Source organism: Streptomyces tritici, assembly GCF_048500665.1.
In the GTDB taxonomy this organism is placed as follows: Bacteria; Actinomycetota; Actinomycetes; order Streptomycetales; family Streptomycetaceae; genus Streptomyces; species Streptomyces tritici.
This window is the reverse complement of record NZ_CP183183.1, coordinates 5,921,839-5,939,169: the sequence shown is the minus strand read 5'-3', so window position 1 is coordinate 5,939,169 and position 17,331 is coordinate 5,921,839. Positions and strand designations below refer to the sequence as shown.

Annotated in this window: 17 protein-coding genes; 7 read left to right on the top strand and 10 right to left on the bottom strand. The window is 73.0% G+C overall.

Annotation, left to right across the window (positions count from 1 at the left end; translation table 11 throughout):
- Window positions 1–93: 93 nt before the first annotated feature.
- Genes ACNJ93_RS27235 through ACNJ93_RS27205 form a run of 7 tightly spaced genes read right to left on the bottom strand, consistent with a single transcriptional unit; the run spans window position 94 to window position 7,053 of the window.
- Window positions 94–876: an ABC transporter ATP-binding protein gene (locus ACNJ93_RS27235; RefSeq protein ID WP_418960093.1), complete on the bottom strand. Its 783-nt coding sequence runs from the start codon at window positions 874–876 to the stop codon at window positions 94–96.
- Window positions 869–1,798, bottom strand: a complete 930-nt coding sequence (locus ACNJ93_RS27230) for an ABC transporter permease (protein ID WP_418960092.1) — start codon at window positions 1,796–1,798, stop codon at window positions 869–871. The genes ACNJ93_RS27235 and ACNJ93_RS27230 overlap by 8 nt, the downstream gene beginning before the upstream one ends.
- A 34-nt stretch (window positions 1,799–1,832) precedes the next feature.
- Window positions 1,833–2,705: a glycosyltransferase family 2 protein gene (locus tag ACNJ93_RS27225; protein ID WP_418961542.1), complete on the bottom strand. Its 873-nt coding sequence runs from the start codon at window positions 2,703–2,705 to the stop codon at window positions 1,833–1,835.
- Window positions 2,706–2,743: 38 nt separating this feature from the next.
- Window positions 2,744–3,523, bottom strand: coding sequence for a CDP-alcohol phosphatidyltransferase family protein (locus ACNJ93_RS27220; protein WP_418960091.1), 780 nt, complete (start codon window positions 3,521–3,523; stop codon window positions 2,744–2,746).
- Window positions 3,501–4,562 carry an iron-containing alcohol dehydrogenase family protein gene (locus tag ACNJ93_RS27215; protein WP_418960090.1) on the bottom strand — a complete coding sequence of 354 codons (1,062 nt, stop codon included), beginning with the start codon at window positions 4,560–4,562 and terminating at the stop codon, window positions 3,501–3,503. Before ACNJ93_RS27215 ends, ACNJ93_RS27220 begins: the two co-directional genes overlap by 23 nt.
- Window positions 4,550–5,287: a sugar phosphate nucleotidyltransferase gene (locus ACNJ93_RS27210; protein WP_418960089.1), complete on the bottom strand. Its 738-nt coding sequence runs from the start codon at window positions 5,285–5,287 to the stop codon at window positions 4,550–4,552. The genes ACNJ93_RS27215 and ACNJ93_RS27210 overlap by 13 nt, the downstream gene beginning before the upstream one ends.
- Window positions 5,284–7,053, bottom strand: a complete 1,770-nt coding sequence (locus ACNJ93_RS27205) for a DUF5941 domain-containing protein (protein WP_418961541.1) — start codon at window positions 7,051–7,053, stop codon at window positions 5,284–5,286. The genes ACNJ93_RS27210 and ACNJ93_RS27205 overlap by 4 nt, the downstream gene beginning before the upstream one ends.
- A 242-nt stretch (window positions 7,054–7,295) precedes the next feature.
- Here ACNJ93_RS27205 and galE point away from each other — a divergent pair, with 242 nt between their 5' ends.
- The 4 genes from galE (at window position 7,296) to idi (ending at window position 10,690) form a co-directional block, all read left to right on the top strand.
- A complete protein-coding gene (galE, locus tag ACNJ93_RS27200) occupies window positions 7,296–8,297 on the top strand; it encodes a UDP-glucose 4-epimerase GalE (RefSeq protein WP_418960088.1) in 1,002 nt (333 codons plus the stop codon).
- A gap of 154 nt (window positions 8,298–8,451) precedes the next feature.
- Window positions 8,452–9,393 carry a cation diffusion facilitator family transporter gene (locus ACNJ93_RS27195; RefSeq protein WP_418960087.1) on the top strand — a complete coding sequence of 314 codons (942 nt, stop codon included), beginning with the start codon at window positions 8,452–8,454 and terminating at the stop codon, window positions 9,391–9,393.
- 18 nt (window positions 9,394–9,411) lie between these two features.
- Window positions 9,412–9,927 (top strand): GNAT family N-acetyltransferase, encoded by a 516-nt coding sequence (locus ACNJ93_RS27190; protein WP_418960086.1) that lies wholly within the window; start codon window positions 9,412–9,414, stop codon window positions 9,925–9,927.
- Window positions 9,928–10,081: 154 nt separating this feature from the next.
- Window positions 10,082–10,690: an isopentenyl-diphosphate Delta-isomerase gene (idi, locus tag ACNJ93_RS27185; RefSeq protein ID WP_418960085.1), complete on the top strand. Its 609-nt coding sequence runs from the start codon at window positions 10,082–10,084 to the stop codon at window positions 10,688–10,690.
- On the opposite strand, the gene ACNJ93_RS27180 is transcribed toward idi, so the two are convergent.
- Window positions 10,656–11,168: an ATP-binding protein gene (locus ACNJ93_RS27180; RefSeq protein WP_418961540.1), complete on the bottom strand. Its 513-nt coding sequence runs from the start codon at window positions 11,166–11,168 to the stop codon at window positions 10,656–10,658. The two genes, idi and ACNJ93_RS27180, sit on opposite strands and share 35 nt — an antisense overlap.
- A gap of 258 nt (window positions 11,169–11,426) precedes the next feature.
- On the opposite strand from ACNJ93_RS27180, the gene ACNJ93_RS27175 reads away from it, so the two are divergent.
- A complete protein-coding gene (locus ACNJ93_RS27175; protein ID WP_418960084.1) occupies window positions 11,427–12,179 on the top strand; it encodes an enoyl-CoA hydratase/isomerase family protein in 753 nt (250 codons plus the stop codon).
- Window position 12,180: 1 nt separating this feature from the next.
- On the opposite strand, the gene ACNJ93_RS27170 is transcribed toward ACNJ93_RS27175, so the two are convergent.
- The gene (locus tag ACNJ93_RS27170) at window positions 12,181–12,816 is read right to left on the bottom strand and encodes a DJ-1/PfpI family protein (RefSeq protein ID WP_418960083.1); all 636 of its coding nucleotides are present in this window, start codon (window positions 12,814–12,816) and stop codon (window positions 12,181–12,183) included.
- A 33-nt stretch (window positions 12,817–12,849) separates the two neighbouring features.
- Window positions 12,850–13,827, bottom strand: coding sequence for a GlxA family transcriptional regulator (locus ACNJ93_RS27165; RefSeq protein WP_418960082.1), 978 nt, complete (start codon window positions 13,825–13,827; stop codon window positions 12,850–12,852).
- Between the two features lie 113 nt (window positions 13,828–13,940).
- Between ACNJ93_RS27165 and ACNJ93_RS27160 the strand changes: the two genes are divergently transcribed.
- Both ACNJ93_RS27160 and ACNJ93_RS27155 read left to right on the top strand, forming a co-directional pair.
- Window positions 13,941–14,807, top strand: a complete 867-nt coding sequence (locus ACNJ93_RS27160; RefSeq protein ID WP_418960081.1) for an SCO6745 family protein — start codon at window positions 13,941–13,943, stop codon at window positions 14,805–14,807.
- 105 nt (window positions 14,808–14,912) lie between these two features.
- On the top strand, window positions 14,913–17,306 hold the full coding sequence (locus tag ACNJ93_RS27155; protein WP_418960080.1) for a Tex family protein: 2,394 nt from the start codon (window positions 14,913–14,915) through the stop codon (window positions 17,304–17,306).
- Window positions 17,307–17,331: the final 25 nt, after the last annotated feature.

Below are 17,331 nucleotides of genomic sequence, written 5' to 3'. Positions count from 1 at the left end.
CGGTCATGGTGTCACCATCCGGTGCGTCACCCGTGCGGGGAGCGGCGTGCGCGGGCCCCCGCCGGTTCGCTCCCGGCGGGGGCCCGCGGCGCGCTACTTCCCCGTCTCGCGCTCGTACGCCTTGAGCACCTCTTCGGTGGGCCCGTCCATCAGCAGCTCGCCCTTCTCCAGCCACAGGACGCGGTTGCAGGTGTCCCGGATGGACTTGTTGCTGTGGCTGACCAGGAAGACCGTGCCGGCCTCCTTGCGCAGCTCGCGGATGCGCTCCTCCGAGCGGATCCGGAACTTGCTGTCGCCGGTGGCCAGCGCCTCGTCGATCATGAGGACGTCGTGGTCCTTGGCGGCCGCGATGGAGAAGCGGAGCCGGGCGCCCATGCCGGAGGAGTACGTCCGCATCGGCAGGGTGATGAAGTCGCCCTTCTCGTTGATGCCGGAGAAGTCGACGATGCCCTGGTAGCGGGCCTTGATCTCCTCCTTGCTCATGCCCATCGCCAGACCGCCGAGGATCACGTTCCGCTCACCGGTCAGGTCGTTCATCAGGGCCGCGTTGACGCCGAGCAGCGAGGGCTGGCCGTCGGTGTAGACCTTGCCGCTCTCGGTGGGCAGCAGACCGGCGATGGCCCGCAGCAGCGTCGACTTGCCGGAACCGTTGGTCCCGATCAGGCCGATGGCCTCGCCGCGGTACGCGGTGAAGGACACGCCGCGCACGGCGTGCACCTTGCGGACGCCCCGCTCCTCGCGCTTGCCGCGGCCGATCATCCGGCTGAGCGCGGCGGTGGCGCTGCCCTTGCCGCCCGCGCCCCCGTTGACCCGGTAGACGATGTGGACGTCGTCCGCGATGACGGTGGGAACCCGTCCCTGGTTGCTGTCAGCCACGGCCGTACCTCTCCTCGGCCTTCCAGAAGTACACGAAGCCGACCACGCCGACCACCACGGACCAGGCCAGGGCGGCGAACCAGACGTGGGACGGCAGGTTCTCCGAGCCGTATCCGTCGATCAGGGCGAAGCGGACCAGGTCCATGAAGACCGCCGCCGGGTTGTACATGAGGATGTCCGCGATCCAGGCCGGCTTGTCCTGCAGCATGATCGGGATCGAGAACATGACGCCGGAGGCGTACATCCACGTCCGCATGATGAAGGGCATCAGCTGCGCCAGGTCGGGCGTCTTCGAGCCCATCCGCGCCATGATCAGCGCGAGCCCGGTGTTGAACACGAACTGCAGCGCCAGCGCCGGCAGCACCAGCAGCCAGCTCAGGCTCGGGTAGCTGCCGAAGCCGACGGCCACCGCGACCAGCACGATCATCGAGAACAGCAGCTGCTGGAGCTGCTGCAGCGCGAACGAGATGGGCAGCGAGGCGCGCGGGAAGTGCAGCGCCCGGACCAGGCCCAGGTTGTTGGAGATCGCGCGGACACCCGCCATCACCGAGGACTGGGTGAACGTGAACACGAACACGCCGGTCACCAGGAAGGGGATGTACACCTCCTTGGGCATGCCCCGGCTGGCGTTCAGGATCAGCCCGAAGATCAGGTAGTAGACCAGCGCGTTGAGCAGCGGCGTCACCACCTGCCACAGCTGCCCCAGCTTGGCCTGGCTGTACTGGGCCGTCAGCTTCGCCTGGGAGAACGCCAGGATGAAGTGGCGCCGGCCCCAGAGCTGGCGGACGTACTCGGACAGGCTCGGCCGGGCACCGCTCACCGCGAGGCCGTACTTGGCGGCCAGCTCCGCCGGGGAGAGGCCGTCGTCGGCGGACGGCGGGACGGTCGTCACGATCGCACCGTCGTGGGTTGTGTCACTCACAGGAGGAAACTTTCGTGTTCAAGATGCGCGCGTGTCAGATGACGGGAGGGCGGCCCAGTCTGGTCAACCGCCACACCGTACGCCACTTCATGGGACGGCGGGGACCGCACGGGGTGGTCCAGCCCGCCTTGAAACCGCCGAACCACGCCTTCAGCCCGGCCGCCGACGGCCTCCGGGCCAGGGTCAGCAGCAGCCAGATGCCGAGGTACAGCGGGATCAGGGGGGCGGGCAGGTTCCGCCGTGCCAGCCAGACCCGGTTCCGCGCCACGTTGAAGTGGTACGAGGCGTGCCGGGAGGGCGGCGTGGTGGGGTGGTGCAGCACCATGTCGGAGCGGTAGTCGATCATCCAGCCGGCGTCCAGCGCCCGCCAGGCGAGATCGGTCTCCTCGTGGGCGTAGAAGAACTCGGCCGGCAGCCCGCCGACCTCGGCCATGACCTTGGTCCGCACCGCGTTGGCGCCGCCGAGGAAGGTGGTCACCCGCGAGGAGCGCATCGGGTCCGAGGCGCGCAGCCGGGGCACGTGCCGCCGCTGGGTGAGGCCGGTCTCCGGGTCGGCGATCCGGAAGCTGACGATGCCCAGCTTCGGGTCGGCGGTGAACGCCTGGCGGACCAGCTCGGCGGTGTCGGTGTTGGGCAGCAGGCCGTCGTCGTCGAGGAAGAGCAGCACGTCCACGTCGGTGCCGCCGGGGCCGAAGGCCTCGATGCCGACGTTGCGGCCGCCGGGGATGCCGAGGTTCTCGGGCAGGTCGATGGTCCGCACGCCCTCGGGCACACCGGTGACGGGCGCGCCGTTGCCGACGACGACGACCTCGATCGGCTCGCCCTCCTGGCGGGCCACCGAGTCGAGCAGGGCGCGCAGGTCGTCGGGGCGGTTGCCCATGGTGATGACGACGGCGCCGAGCTTCAGCGGCTTGCTCGCGGTCTGCTTGCTCATCGTCGTGGCCCTCACTTCAGCCTGCTCGACGCCAGGACCGACACCAGGTGCAGGACGGTCTGGAGCAGCGCGATGCCGGCCAGGACCGCCACGCCCAGGCGGGAGAAGTACAGGTCGCCGCGCACCTGGTCGGCGATCGCGAGGACCAGGATCAGCAGGGACGCCTCGATGCCCAGGATCAGCCGGTGGAACTTCAGCGCGGCCGCGGCGCGCCGGGCCAGGGCCATGCCCGAGGAGCGGATCTCCGAGGCGGCCTCCTTGACCGGCGCCATCCCGGCCTGGTGGCGGGCGACGCCGACGAGGTCGGTCTCGGCCTTGATGAGGATCGCGCCGAGCGCGGCGAGGGTGCCGAGGAAGGCCCACAGCCAGTCGATCCGGCCCGAGCCCCACAGGTCCGCGGCGCGCAGGCCGAAGCCGGTGAGCACGGCCGCGTCGCACAGGTACGCGCCGACCCGGTCCAGGTACACGCCGGAGAGCGAGTACTGCTTCTTCCAGCGGGCGACCTCGCCGTCGACGCAGTCGAGCAGCAGGTACAGCTGGACCGCGACGACGCCGAGCACCGCGCCCCAGATCCCCGGGATCAGCAGCGCCGGCGCGGCGAGCACGCCGCAGACGGTCATCACGTAGGTCAGCTGGTTCGGCGTGACCTTGGTGGTGACCAGGAGGCGGGTGATGCGCAGCGAGATCTCGCGCATGTACAGGCGGCCGCCCCAGTGCTCTCCGCTGCGCCGGTCCTTCACACCCGCCGGGTGCACGACCGGGCGGAGTTCAGCTACGGATGGTCTTGGCATAGTCGGCGTACGCGTCCCTGATCTGGTCGTCGGTGAGGTCGAGGTGCTCGAGGATGGTGAAGCGTCCGGGGCGGGTCCGCGGCGCGTACCCGACGGCGGCGACGAACTCGTCCACGGAGAAGCCGATCTCCTCGGGCAGGACGGGCAGGCCGTGCCGGCGGAGCACCTCGGCGAACAGGCCGGAATCCTCCGCGGCCCCGCGCAGGTGCATCGCGAAGGCGGCGCCGAGGCCGACCTGCTCGCCGTGCGCGGCGGAGCGCTCGGGATACAGCAGGTCGAAGGCGTGGCTGATCTCGTGGCAGGCGCCGGACGAGGGCCGGGAGTCGCCGGAGATCGACATGGCGATGCCGGAGAGCACCAGGCCCTCGGACAGGACGGTGAGGAACTCGTCGTCGCCGACGCCGCCGGGGTGCCGGAGCACCGCCTCGCCGGCGGTGCGGGCCATGGCGGCGGCGAGGCCGTCCACCGGCTCCCCGTTGACCTGGTGGGACAGCTCCCAGTCGGCGATGGCGGAGATGTTGGAGATCGCGTCGCCGATGCCGGAGCGGATGAACCGGGCCGGGGCGTTCCGGATGACGTCGAGGTCGATCACCATCGCGATCGGGGTGGGCACGCCGTAGGAGCCGCGCCCGTTGTCGTTGTCCAGGATGGACACCGGGGAGCACAGCCCGTCGTGCGACAGGTTGGTCGCGACGGCGACCATGGGCAGGCCGACGCGGGCCGCGGCGTACTTGGCGACGTCGATGATCTTGCCGCCGCCGAGGCCGACCACGGCGTCGTACCGCTTGCCCTTGATGTCGTCGGCCAGTTTGACGGCGGAGTCGATGGTTCCGTCGCAGACCTCGTACCAGTCGGCGCCGGGCAGGTCGGGGGCGAGCCGCTCGCGCAGCTTCTGGCCCGAGCCGCCGCTGACGGCGAAGGCCAGCGTGCCGGAGGCGGAGATCCGCTGGTCGGCCAGGAGGCCGGCCAGGCCGTTCATCGCGCCCCGGCGGATGTCGACGACGACCGGCGAGGGGATGAGCCGGGTCAGTACTGGCACGCGATCTCACGGCCCTTCGCGAGGTCGTCGTGGTTGTCGATCTCGACCCACGACACTTCGCCGATGGGGGCCACGTCGATGGTGAAGCCGCGGTCGACGAGCTCCTGGTAGCCGTCCTCGTAGTAGAGGTCGGGGTCGCGCTCGAAGGTGACCTTCAGGGCGTCGGCGAGCTGCTCGGCGGCCTCGGGCTCGATCAGGGTGACGCCGATGTACTCGCCGGTCGCGGTGGCCGGGTCCATCAGCTTGGTGATCCGCCGCACGCCCTGCCCGTCGGCGGTGATGACCTTCATCTCCTCGTCGGCGAGCTTCTTCACCGTGTCGAGGGCGAGGATGATCTTCTGGCCGTCGCCGCGGGCGGCGAGCAGGGTCTTCTCGACGGAGACCGGGTGCACGGTGTCGCCGTTGGCGAGGATCACGCCCTGCTTCAGGACGTCACGGGCGCACCAGAGGGAGTAGGCGTTGTTCCACTCCTCGGCCTTGTCGTTGTCGATCAGGGTGATCTTGAGGCCGTACTTCGCCTCCAGCGCCTCCCTGCGCGCGTACACGGCCTCCTTGCGGTAGCCGACGACGATCGCGACCTCGGTGAGGCCGACCTCGGCGAAGTTGCCGAGGGTGAGGTCGAGGACGGTGGTGTCGCCGTCGACAGGCACGAGGGCCTTCGGGAGCGTGTCGGTGTAGGGACGCAGACGCCGTCCTGCACCGGCTGCCAGTACGAGGCCGATCATGCGGTTTCTCCTTCGTCGTGTACGGCGGGTGCTCCGGAGGACACCCAGAAGCGGATGGACTCCACGAGCACCACGAGCGCCACGGCTGCCGCGAGGGCGGCGAGCGCCTTGGTGAAGTCGTCGCCGGAGGCCGCCGTGAGGGCGGCGAGCACGGTAACCAGGAGCGTGCGGCCCTCGTGGCCCCCGACGGTGCGCACCAGCCACGCGGGCGGGGCGCCGGTGCCGCCGCGGATGCGGTACACCGTGTCGTAGTGATGGTAGGCGACGGCCGCGACCAGCCCGAATGCCGCGGGAACGGCGTGCGGGACGCCGGAGCGGGCGGCGAGGAGGAGGACGACGCCGTACTCCGCGGCCCGCAGGACCGGGGGGACCGTCCAGTCGAGGGCGCCCTTCAGCGGGCGGGCGACGGCGCAGCCGGAGAGCAGCGCGTATCCGCCCGCGGCGGCGACCGTCCAGCCGCTGCCGACCGGCTGGGTCCAGGCGACGGCGAGCAGCAGCGCGGCGCCGAGGACGGCGGTGACCAGGGGCGGCAGCGGGAAGCGGCGGCCGGCCAGGCGGGCGGCGAGCTCGGCGAACGGGCCGGTGTCGGTGAGGTCGTACAGGGCGCGGGCGGCGCGGTCGGTGCGCCGGGCCTTGCGGGTGACGGAGCGCAGCACGCGTCCGGCGGTGGTGTAGCAGGCGGCGAACGAGCAGCCGATGATGAGCGCCCAGAAGACGGTGCGCGGGGTGGTGGCGGCGGTGAGCACCGCGATCATGGCCCAGCGCTCGCCGATGGGGAGCACGATCATGCGGCGGGCCCAGACGGTCCAGCCGACGCTGTCGAGCTTGTCGGAGAGCGCGGCGGTGGGGCTCGTGTTGGCGGTGGCGTCGTGGTTGGCCTCGTTGAACGAGAAGTCCACGACGTGGCGGCAGGTCATCAGGACCATCGCGCCGAGCGCCAGGGCCCAGACGTCGTCGCCGGAGCGGGCCGCGCCGAGGGCGAGACCGGCGTAGAAGGAGTACTCCTTGGCCCGGTCGAAGGTGGCGTCGAGCCAGGCGCCCATCGTCGAGTACTGCAGCGAGTAGCGGGCCAGCTGCCCGTCGGTGCAGTCGAGGACGAAGGAGACGAGCAGCAGCAGCCCGGCGGCGACGTAGCCGGCGCGGTCGCCGGTGGCGGCGCAGCCGGCCGCGAGCAGCGCGGTGAGCAGCGAGGCGGTGGTGACCTGGTTGGGGGTCAGTCCGCGGCGGGCGCACCAGCGGGCGATGTAGCGCGAGTACGGGCTGATGAAGAAGGTGGTGAAGAAGCCGTCGTGGGCCTTGACCGCGTTGCGCAGCCGGACCGCCTCGTCGTCGACCTCGGCGACGGCGGCGCGGGCCCGGTGCCGGCTCTCGGCGTCGCCGGGCACGGTCGCGACGAGGGAACCCAGCTCGGGGCGGTGCACGGCCACGCCGTCGGCGGCGAGCGCCTCGGCGAGCGCGTCCGGGCCGGCCGGGGCGGCGGCGAGGGCCCGCTCCAGGGCGGGCCGGGCCTCGGGCTGCGCGGTGAGCGCGCCGGGCGCGGCGGCGGCGGGGAACCGCGGGTCGGTGAGCGCCAGCCGCAGGGCGTGCAGGTGTCCGACGAACCGGGGGTCGACGAGGGCGACCCGGCGCCCGGCCGGCACGGCGGCGAGCAGCGCCGCGGTCTCCTCCGGGGCGGTGGCGACCCGCACGTCGAAGCCGAGGGACCTCAGATCGCCGTCGAGCGACGATCCGGGGACCGGCGGGCCGGTGAGGATGGCGGTCGACAGACGACTCACTCCTTGGAGCTGACAGGGCTGATGGCACGGCGGCCCGGCCCGTGACCCGGGCGGCGGCACGTCGGCTGAGGCTATCGGATGAACGAAAGCGCGAGTTCACCGAGGTTTTGCGCGCAGGTCCGCCGCCGGACGTCCCGGTCCGGCCGCTCCGCGCCGCCTGCGCGGAGATCATCATGAGCGATGCCCGCCTCCGCCCACAAACCGCGCCCGGGGCCTCCCCTAGGGTGGGCGTCATGACGTGGCTCATCACGGGTGGAGCGGGCTATATCGGGGCCCATGTGGCGCGCGCCATGGCCGACGCGGGCGAGCGGGTCGTCGTGCTCGACGATCTGTCGTCGGGCGTGCCCGGCCGGCTGCCCGCGGGGGTGCCGCTGGTGCGGGGGTCGGCGGCCGACCGGGCGCTGGTCGGCAAGGCGCTCGCGGAGCACGCGGTGACGGGTGTGGTGCATCTCGCGGCGAAGAAGCAGGTCGGCGAGTCCGTGGCGCGGCCGCTGCACTACTACCGGGAGAACGTGCACGGGCTTGCGGAGCTCCTGGAAGCCGTGGTCGCGGCCGGGGTGCCGCGGTTCCTGTTCTCCTCGTCGGCGGCGGTGTACGGCGTCCCGGACGTGGAGCTGATCACCGAGGAGACGCCCGCCGAGCCGATCAACCCGTACGGGGAGACCAAGCTCGCCGGCGAGTGGCTCGTGCGCGCGGCGGGCCGGGCGCACGGGATGGCGACGGCTTGCCTGCGGTACTTCAACGTGGCGGGGGCGGCCCGGCCGGAGCTGGCGGACACCGGGTTGTCCAACATCGTCCCGATGTTCTTCGACCGGATCGGCCGGGGCGAGGCCCCGCGGATCTTCGGCGCGGACTACCCGACACCGGACGGCACCTGCGTCCGCGACTACATCCACGTCGCCGATCTGGCGGACGCGCATCTCGCGGTCGCGCGCCGGCTGGCGGAGCGCAGCGGCGCCGGGGACGGGGAGCTGACGCTGAACATCGGGCGCGGCCGGGGCGTCTCGGTCCGCGAGCTGGCGGACGTGGTCGCCGACGTGACGGGATTCACCGGCGCCCCGGTGGTCGAGGGACGCCGGCCGGGCGACGCGGCGCGGGCGGTGGCCTCGGTGGACCGGGTGACGAAGGAGCTGGGCTGGACGGCCACCCGGGACGTCCGCGCGATGGTCGCCTCGGCCTGGGAGGGCTGGCGGCTGCTGCACCCCGGGGCGGCCCCGAGGCGGCCCGTGAGCTGATCGCCCGATCGGGTGAAGGATCTCTGACCTGCGGACATAACCGCAGGTCAGGGCACATGACAACGGTGTTCAGTGCCGTGTTGCAGATACCCCCCACCCGTAGTTCACTGGGCCACTCGGGGGCACACGAGCGACACGACCGGGAGGCCATGTCATGGGGGCTGGACACGACCACGGGCACAGCCACGGCGGCCCGCCGCCCACGGGGACGGCGGCGGCCGCGTACCGGGGACGACTGCGGATCGCGTTCGCCATCACGCTCTCCGTGATGGTGCTGCAGATCGTCGGCGGCGTCCTCGCGGACTCGCTGGCCCTGATCGCGGACGCGGCCCACATGGCGACCGACGCCATCGGCCTGGCCATGGCGCTGGTCGCGATCCACTTCGCCAACCGGCCGCCCTCGGAGCGGCGCACCTTCGGCTTCGCCCGCGCGGAGATCCTGGCCGCGCTCGCGAACTGTCTGCTGCTGCTCGTCGTGGGCGGCTACGTGCTGTACGAGGCGGTCCAGCGGTTCATCGAGCCCGCCGAGACCAGGGGCGGACTGGCGATGGCCTTCGCCGCCGCGGGCCTCGTGGCCAATGTGATCTCCCTGTCGCTGCTGGTGCGCGGCCAGCAGGAGAGCCTGAACGTGCGCGGCGCCTATCTGGAGGTGCTCGCCGACACGCTCGGCTCGGTCACGGTGCTGGTCTCCGCCGGCATCATCCTGGCGACCGGCTGGCAGTACGCGGACCCGATCGCCTCGATCGTGATCGGCCTCATGATCGTGCCGCGCACGCTGAAGCTGCTGCGCGAGACCCTCGACGTGCTCCTGGAGGCGGCTCCCAAGGGCGTCGACATGGCCGAGGTGCGCGCCCACATCCTGGCCCTGCCGGGCGTGCAGGACGTGCACGACCTGCACGCCTGGACGATCACCTCGGGGATGCCGGTGCTCTCGGCGCACGTGGTGGTCGACCAGGAGGCCCTGGACTCGGTGGGGCACGAGAAGATGCTGCACGACCTGCAGGGCTGCCTGGGCGACCACTTCGACGTGGAGCACTGCACCTTCCAGCTGGAGCCCGTGGGGCACGCCGCCCACGAGGCCAGGCTCTGTCACTGACGACCCGCGGAGGTTCCCTTGTCCGACACCCTCTGGCACACCCGCCCGGAGACCGACGCGGACGCGGCCGCGGTCCACGCCGTCAACGCGGCGGCCTTCGAGACCCCGGCCGAGGCCGAGCTGGTCGACGCCCTGCGGGAGGATCCCGACGCCTGGCTGCCGGGACTGTCGTACGTGGCCGAGGCCCCGGACGGCACGGTCGCCGGGTACGCGCTGATCACCCGCTGCACGGTCGGCGGGTCGCCGGCCGCCGCACTGGCCCCGGTGGCCGTGGCGCCCGCCCATCAGCGGCAGGGCGCCGGGGACGCGGTCGTCCGCGCGGTGCTCGACGCGGCGCGCCGGAGCGGGGAGCGGCTGGTGCTGGTCCTCGGCCACCCGGAGTACTACCCGAGGTTCGGTTTCGTCCGGGCCTCCGAGTACGGGATCCGGCCGGGTTTCGAGGTCCCGGACGAGGCCATGATGGCGCTGGTCCTGGAGGATTCCGCTGCGGTGCCCACGGGCATGATCCACTATCCGGCGGCCTTCGGGGTATGACGCCCCGTCCGCGCCCGTCGCACGTGTGGGTGCACGCCGTGTACTCCGGTGCGGCGGGCGCGGGCATGTCCGGCCGCCGGAGTCGGGTCGCGCCGCCTGGGTGCGGCAGACTGAATGCGCCCCACCGGGCCGAGGACCAATGCGAAGGATGGGTATGCCGACCACATCAGCCGCCGCGGCGACCAGCGCGTCGAACGGCGTCCAGCCGAACGGCACGGAGCCGTCGATCATGCTCGAACTGGTCGACGAGGACGGCCGCACGATCGGTACCGCCGAGAAGCTCTCCGCGCACCAGGCCCCCGGCCGGCTGCACCGGGCGTTCTCCGTCTTCCTCTTCGACGAGTCGGGCCGGCTGCTGCTGCAGCGCCGCGCGCTGGGGAAGTACCACTCCCCCGGCGTCTGGTCGAACACCTGCTGCGGGCACCCCTACCCGGGCGAGGCGCCGTTCGCGGCGGCGGCCCGACGGGTGTCCGAGGAGCTGGGCGTCTCGCCCTCGCTGATGGCGGAGGCCGGCACGGTCCGCTACAACCACCCGGACCCGGCGTCGGGCCTGGTGGAGCAGGAGTACAACCACCTGTTCGTGGGGCTGGTGCGCGGTCCGCTGCGGCCGGACCCGGAGGAGATCGAGGACACCGCCTACGTGACGCCGGCCGAGCTGACCGAGCGGCACGCGGCGGCGCCGTTCTCGGCCTGGTTCATGACCGTGCTCGACGCCGCGCGCCCGGCGATCAGGGAACTGACGGGTCCGTCCGGGGGCTGGTGATCCCGGCCGCCGTCCCTTGCCCCGGCAGTCCCGGGGCGAGGGGCAGCGCAGCCCAGATGATCTTGCCGCCGCTCGCGGTGTGCTCCACGTCGCAGGCGCCGCCCGCCTCCCGGGCGATCTCGCGCACCAGCAGCAGTCCGCGGCCGCCGGTCTGCGCGTAGTCGGCCTCCAGCGCCTTGGGGCGGTACGGGTGGTTGTCCTCGACGGACACCCGGATCCACTCGGCGCCGATCGCGACCTCGACGGCGACCTCCGGGGAGAGCAGCGCGGCGTGCTTGACGGCGTTGGTGACCAGCTCCGAGACGATGAGAAGCAGGCCCTGCACGATGTCCTCGTGCGCCGGGACGCCCTGCCGGCCGATGAGGTCGCGGACCGCGCGCCGGGCCTGCGGCACGGAGACGTCGACCGCGGGAGCGGTGAAGCGCCAGACGCCCTCGTAGGACGGCGGGCGGGCAGGAACGCTCCCGCGGCTCTCCATGGTCCGGTTCCCGCCCTCGTGCTCGATTGTCGCCACGAGGTCGAGTCTTGACATCCCAGCGGGGAGGTCCGGCCTACTGACCAGAAGTCGACATGTATCGACCGGAATCTGATCGGTTGATTATGACTGCGTCAGTTGTTCGACTGCGTCTGATCTCCCGGTGACGGATTCGCGTGGCGCATCACGGTTTCGAAGCGGGCGTGAGAGAAGGCCCACCTTCCTGATCGTCCGTGCGGGCCCCCGGATAGCATCCGGCCCATGAACCCCGAGGAGCCGCAGCTCACGCACACGGTCGAGGACGGTGTGGCGACCGTCGTCATCACCCATCCCGCCAAGCGCAACGCCATGACGGCCGGGATGTGGCGCGCCCTTCCGGACCTGCTCGGGCGGCTCGCCGGCGATCCGGCGGTACGGGCGCTGGTGCTCACCGGCGCCGGGGACACCTTCTGCGCCGGGGCGGACATCTCCACCCTGCGCGAGCCCGGCGACGAGCAGCAGTCCCTGTCGGTACGGGCCGAGGAGGCGCTGGCCGCCTTCCCGAAGCCCACGCTGGCCGCGATCCGCGGCTACTGCGTCGGCGGCGGCAGCCAGCTGGCCGCCGCCTGCGATCTGCGGTTCGCCGAGGAGGGCGCGCGGTTCGGGGTCACCCCGGCGAAGCTGGGCATCGTGTACGCCTCCTCCTCGACCCGGAGGCTCGCCGCGCTGGTCGGCCCGGCGGCCGCCAAGTACCTGCTGTTCTCGGGCGAGTTGATCGACGCCGAGCGGGCGCTGCGGACCGGACTGGTCGACGAGGTGCACCCGGTGGGCGCGCTCGGCAAGCGGGTCGCCGAGTTCACCCGCGTGCTCGCCTCCCGCTCCCTGCTCACGCAGGCCGCAGCCAAGGAGTTCGCCGACGGGCGGACCGACCGGGACGAGCACTGGGCGGCCGAGGCGCGCGGCAGCGGCGACACGGCCGAGGGCGTCGCGGCGTTCCTGGAGCGCCGCCCGCCGCGCTTCACCTACGGCCTCTGAGTCAGCCCACGGAGGCGATGTCCCGGCCGCGCCACCGGGCGACGATGCCGGCCGGGGCCTTGTCCGGCGAGCCCGCGTCGTAGGGGGGCTGCGGGTCGTACTCGACCATCAGCTGGACGGTCTGCGCGGCCTCGTCGCCGGCGATCCGGCCGATCAGGTGCAGGGCCATGTCGATGCCGGAGGAGACCCCGGCGGCCGTGACGTACTTGCCGTCGAACACGACCCGCTCGCCGGTGGGTTCGGCGCCGAGCGCCCGCAGCTCCTCGTACGCGAGCCAGTGCGTGGTGGCCCGGCGGCCCTCCAGCAGACCGGCCGCGCCCAGGAGCAGGGAGCCGGTGCAGACGGAGGTCGTCCAGGTGCTGGTCCGGTCGGCGGTGCGCAGCCACCGCAGGATCTCCTGGTCGCCCATGACCTCGCGGGAGGCCGGGCCGCCGGGCACGAGGACGATGTCGGGATGCGGGACGTCGGCGAGGGCCTTGTCCGCGACCAGGCCCAGGCTGCGCTGGTCGTTGCGGACCGGGCCGGGCTCCTTGGCCACGAAGACGGTCTCGGCTCCGGGGAGGCGGGCGAGGAGTTCGTAGGGGCCGATGGCGTCGAGGCTGGTGAGGCCCTCGTAGAGGAGGACGGCGATCTGCATGGGGTTCCTTTCGGCGGGGCGGGTGCGTCGGGTTCACGTGGTGGGCAGAGGGGCGCGGAAGCGGCGGCGGTAGTCGGCGGGCGTGGTGCCGAGCGCCTTGACGAAGGCGCGGCGCATGGCCTCGGGGGTGCCGTAGCCGGCGGCGCGGGCGACCTCCTGGACGCCGTGGGCGGTCTCCTCCAGGAGGCGGCGGGCGTGTTCGAGCCGGACCCGGTCGACGTACTTGCCGGGAGTCGTTCCGGTCTCGGCGTGGAAGGCCCGGGCGAAGTGCCGGGGCGAGAGCCGGGCGCGGGCGGCGAGGGCCTCGACGGAGAGGTCCGCCTCGGGGTGCTCGCTGATCCAGTGCTGGACGTCCCGCAGCGGGGCGCGGCGGGCGGTCTGCGCGCTGAGCTGGGCGCTGAACTGGGCCTGGTTCCCGGGGCGGCGCAGGAAGACGACGAGATGACGGGCGACGGTGAGCGCCGCGTCGTGCCCGTGGTCCTCCTCGACGAGGGCGAGCGCGAGGTCGATGCCGGCGGTGACCCCGGCGGAGGTGGACAGCTCCCGGTCGCGGACGTAGATCGGCTCGGGGTCGACCCGGACACCGGGGTGCCGGCGGGCTAGGTGGTCGCAGACGCTCCAGTGGGTCGTGACGCGCCGGCCGTCGAGCAGTCCGGCCTCGGCGAGCGGCAGCGCCCCGGTGCACACCGAGACCAGCCGCTCGGCCCGCGGGGCGTGGACGCGCAGCCAGTCGATCAGCGCCGGGTCGGGCGTCCGGGTGCCCTCGCCGCCGGGGACGACCAGGGTGTGCGGGGGCCCGTCGGCGACCGCCTCGGCGAGCGAGGCGTCGGGCAGCAGCCGCAGGCCGCTCTGCCCCCGTACCGGGCCGCCGTCGAGCGAGGCGGTGCGGACGGGGTAGGCGTCCGGGTCGCCGAGGTGGCGGGCGGCGCCGGCGAACACCTCCACGGGTCCGCTGACGTCCAGGCTCTGCACCCCGTCGAACAGGACGACGAGGACGGGTCGCGAGGTCATGCCCCCATCGTTCGGCACGGCGAGTGACGTCCGCAATGACGAACAACCCACCTTTCCTGCCATGCCCCGGCCCGGGGTTCCGTCGATACCGACCAGTCGGTAACGTTCCGGCCATGGGTACCTCTCTGCCGCCCCGCGCCGTACGCCGCTGCGCCGGGGCCCTCAATTCGCTGCACGCGACGCTGTTCTTCTCGCCGGACCTGGACCGGGAGTTCACGGCCCTCGGGTTCACCGACCCGAACCAGATGCGGCTCGCCGCGCGGGTCGCCCCGCTCGGCGCGGTCGGGCCGGGCGTCGTGGCCGCGACGTTCTACAACTACAACCACGCGCTGCTCGCGCAGCACTTCCCGGCGGTGTGGAGCACCGCCTCCCCCGCCGAGGTGCTCGACGCCCGGCTGCGGGTCGTGGACGCGACGCTGCGCCGGCTGCTCGGCGAGGAGACGCTCGCCTCCGACGGGCTCGCCGAGGCCGCCGAGCTGGCGCTGCGCGCCGCCGAGGGCTGCACCCGGCACGCCCGCCCGCTCTACGCCGGCAACGCCGACCTGCCCGTGCCCGAGGCTCCGCACCTGCGGTTCTGGCACGCCACCACGCTGCTGCGCGAGCACCGCGGCGACGCCCACCTCGCGGCGCTGCTCTCCGCCGGGCTCGACCCGGTCGAGGCCCTCGTCAGCCACACCGCCACCGGCAAGGGCATGTCCCCGCGCTGGGTGCTCTCCAGCCGCGGCTGGCGGCGCGCCGACTGGGAGGCCGCCGCGGAACGGCTGCGCGAGCGCGGGCTGCTCGACGCCGAGGGCGAGCTGACCGAGGCCGGCGTGGCGCTGCGCGAGGAGATCGAGGAGCACACCGACCGGCTGGACGCGGCCCCGTACGAGCACCTCGGCGCCGACGGCGTCGAGCGGCTGAGCGAGCTGGGCCGGGGCTTCCTGATCACGGCGGCCGGCGCGGGCGCGTTCCCGGCCGACCTCGTCGGCAAGGGCTGAGCTGTTCGACTGCCGCCGAGCGGCGGGGCGCATGCGGTGTTCCGGCGGCCGACCCGGCAGAATGCACGGGCAAGCTGGAGGCACGAGAAGGCGAGTCGGGACACCGTGACGACGTCCATCGAAGCAAGGATCGCCGAGGAGCTCGGCGTACGCGAGCGGCAGGTGAGGGCGGCCGTCGAGCTGCTCGACGGCGGGTCGACCGTGCCGTTCATCGCGCGCTACCGCAAGGAAGCGACCGAGATGCTCGACGACGCGCAGCTGCGCACGCTGGAGGAGCGGCTGCGCTATCTGCGGGAGCTGGAGGACCGGCGGACCGCGATCCTCGACTCCGTGCGCGAGCAGGGCAAGCTCACGGACGAGCTGGAGGCGCAGATCCGGGCCGCCGACACCAAGGCGCGCCTGGAGGACATCTACCTGCCGTTCAAGCCGAAGCGGCGGACCAAGGCGCAGATCGCCCGCGAGGCGGGGCTCGCGCCGCTGGCCGAGGGGCTGCTCGCCGACCCGTCGGCCGAACCGCTCGCGGCGGCCGCCGCGTTCGTCGACGCGGACAAGGGCGTCGCGGACGCCGCCGCCGCGCTGGAGGGCGCGCGGGCCATCCTCACGGAGACGTTCTCCGAGGACGCCGACCTGATCGGCGAGCTGCGCGAGCGGATGTGGAGCCGGGGCCGGCTCGTCGCCAAGGTGCGGGAGGGCAAGGAGGAGGCGGGCGCGAAGTTCGCCGACTACTTCGACTTCGCCGAGCCGTTCACCGCGCTGCCCTCGCACCGCGTGCTCGCGATGCTGCGCGGCGAGAAGGAGGACGTGCTCGCCCTGGAGCTGGAGCCGGAGGAGCCGACCGACGGCCCCTCGACGTACGAGCCGATCGTCGCGCACCGCTTCGGCATCGCCGACCGGGGCCGCGCGGCCGACAAGTGGCTGCTCGACACGGTCCGCTGGGCCTGGCGCACCCGGATCCTGGTGCACCTCGGCATCGACCTGCGGCTGCGGCTGCGCACGGCGGCCGAGGACGAGGCGGTACGGGTCTTCGCGGCGAACCTGCGCGACCTGCTGCTCGCCGCCCCGGCCGGCACCCGGGCGACGCTGGGCCTGGATCCCGGCTTCCGCACCGGCGTGAAGGTCGCCGTGGTCGACGCGACCGGCAAGGTCGTCGCCACCGACACGATCCACCCGCACGTCCCGGCGAACAGGTGGGACGAGTCGCTGGCGAAGCTGGCCCGGCTCGCGAAGGAGCACGCGGTCGAGCTCGTCGCCATCGGCAACGGCACCGCCTCCCGCGAGACGGACAAGCTGGCCGGCGAACTCATCGCGAAGCACCCCGAGTTGAACCTCACCAAGGTGATGGTGTCCGAGGCGGGCGCGTCGGTGTACTCGGCGTCGGCGTTCGCCTCGCAGGAACTCCCGGACCTCGACGTGTCGTTGCGCGGCGCGGTGTCCATCGCGCGGCGGCTGCAGGACCCGCTGGCCGAACTGGTGAAGATCGACCCGAAGTCGATCGGCGTCGGCCAGTACCAGCACGACCTGTCCGAGGTGAAGCTGTCCCGCTCGCTCGACGCGGTCGTCGAGGACTGTGTGAACGGCGTCGGCGTCGACGTCAACACCGCGTCCGCGCCGCTGCTTTCGCGGGTGTCCGGCATCGGCGCGGGCCTGGCGGAGAACATCGTCGCGCACCGCGACGCCAACGGCCCGTTCCGCTCGCGGAAGGCGCTGAAGGACGTGGCGCGGCTCGGCCCGAAGGCGTACGAGCAGTGCGCGGGCTTCCTGCGCATCCGCGGCGGCGACGACCCGCTGGACGCGTCGAGCGTGCACCCCGAGGCGTACCCGGTGGTGCGGCGGATGGTGAAGACGGCGGGCGGCGAGGTCGCCTCCCTGATCGGCAACACGGCGGTGCTGCGCTCGCTGCGGCCGGACGACTTCGTGGACGAGACCTTCGGTCTGCCGACGGTCACGGACATCCTGAAGGAGCTGGAGAAGCCGGGCCGCGACCCGCGCCCGGCGTTCCGGACCGCGACCTTCAAGGAGGGCGTCGAGAAGATCGGCGACCTCGCGCCCGGGATGGTGCTGGAGGGCGTGGTCACGAACGTGGCCGCGTTCGGCGCGTTCGTCGACGTCGGCGTCCACCAGGACGGTCTGGTGCACGTCTCCGCGATGTCGAAGAACTTCGTCAAGGACCCGCGCGAGGTCGTCAAGCCCGGCGACGTGGTGAAGGTGAAGGTCCTCGACGTCGACATCCCGCGCAAGCGGATCTCCCTGACGCTGCGGCTGGACGACGAGGCGGCGGCGGAGACCGGCGCGGGCGCGCCCAAGCGGGAGCGCGGCGGACGCCCGCCGCAGCAGCGCCGCGGCGGCGGCAATGGCGGCGGCGGAGGCACGGGCGGCCGGGGCGGCGACCGGGACCGCGGGCGCGCGCAGGCCCCCGCCCCGTCGAACAGTGCCATGGCCGACGCCCTGCGCAAGGCGGGCCTCCTGGGCGGCGGCGAGGGCGGCAAGCGCCGCCGCTGACGCTCGTACACGCCGACGGGCCCGG

Coding starts and splice junctions, on each gene's coding strand:
- ACNJ93_RS27195 (WP_418960087.1), top strand. CDS start 8,452: ATGGGGGCTGGACACGACCACGGGCACAGCCACGGCGGCCCGCCGCCC.
- ACNJ93_RS27175 (WP_418960084.1), top strand. CDS start 11,427: ATGAACCCCGAGGAGCCGCAGCTCACGCACACGGTCGAGGACGGTGTG.
- galE (WP_418960088.1), top strand. CDS start 7,296: ATGACGTGGCTCATCACGGGTGGAGCGGGCTATATCGGGGCCCATGTG.
- ACNJ93_RS27210 (WP_418960089.1), bottom strand. CDS start 5,287: ATGATCGGCCTCGTACTGGCAGCCGGTGCAGGACGGCGTCTGCGTCCC.
- idi (WP_418960085.1), top strand. CDS start 10,082: ATGCCGACCACATCAGCCGCCGCGGCGACCAGCGCGTCGAACGGCGTC.
- ACNJ93_RS27160 (WP_418960081.1), top strand. CDS start 13,941: ATGGGTACCTCTCTGCCGCCCCGCGCCGTACGCCGCTGCGCCGGGGCC.
- ACNJ93_RS27170 (WP_418960083.1), bottom strand. CDS start 12,816: ATGCAGATCGCCGTCCTCCTCTACGAGGGCCTCACCAGCCTCGACGCC.
- ACNJ93_RS27180 (WP_418961540.1), bottom strand. CDS start 11,168: ATGGAGAGCCGCGGGAGCGTTCCTGCCCGCCCGCCGTCCTACGAGGGC.
- ACNJ93_RS27220 (WP_418960091.1), bottom strand. CDS start 3,523: ATGCCAAGACCATCCGTAGCTGAACTCCGCCCGGTCGTGCACCCGGCG.
- ACNJ93_RS27165 (WP_418960082.1), bottom strand. CDS start 13,827: ATGACCTCGCGACCCGTCCTCGTCGTCCTGTTCGACGGGGTGCAGAGC.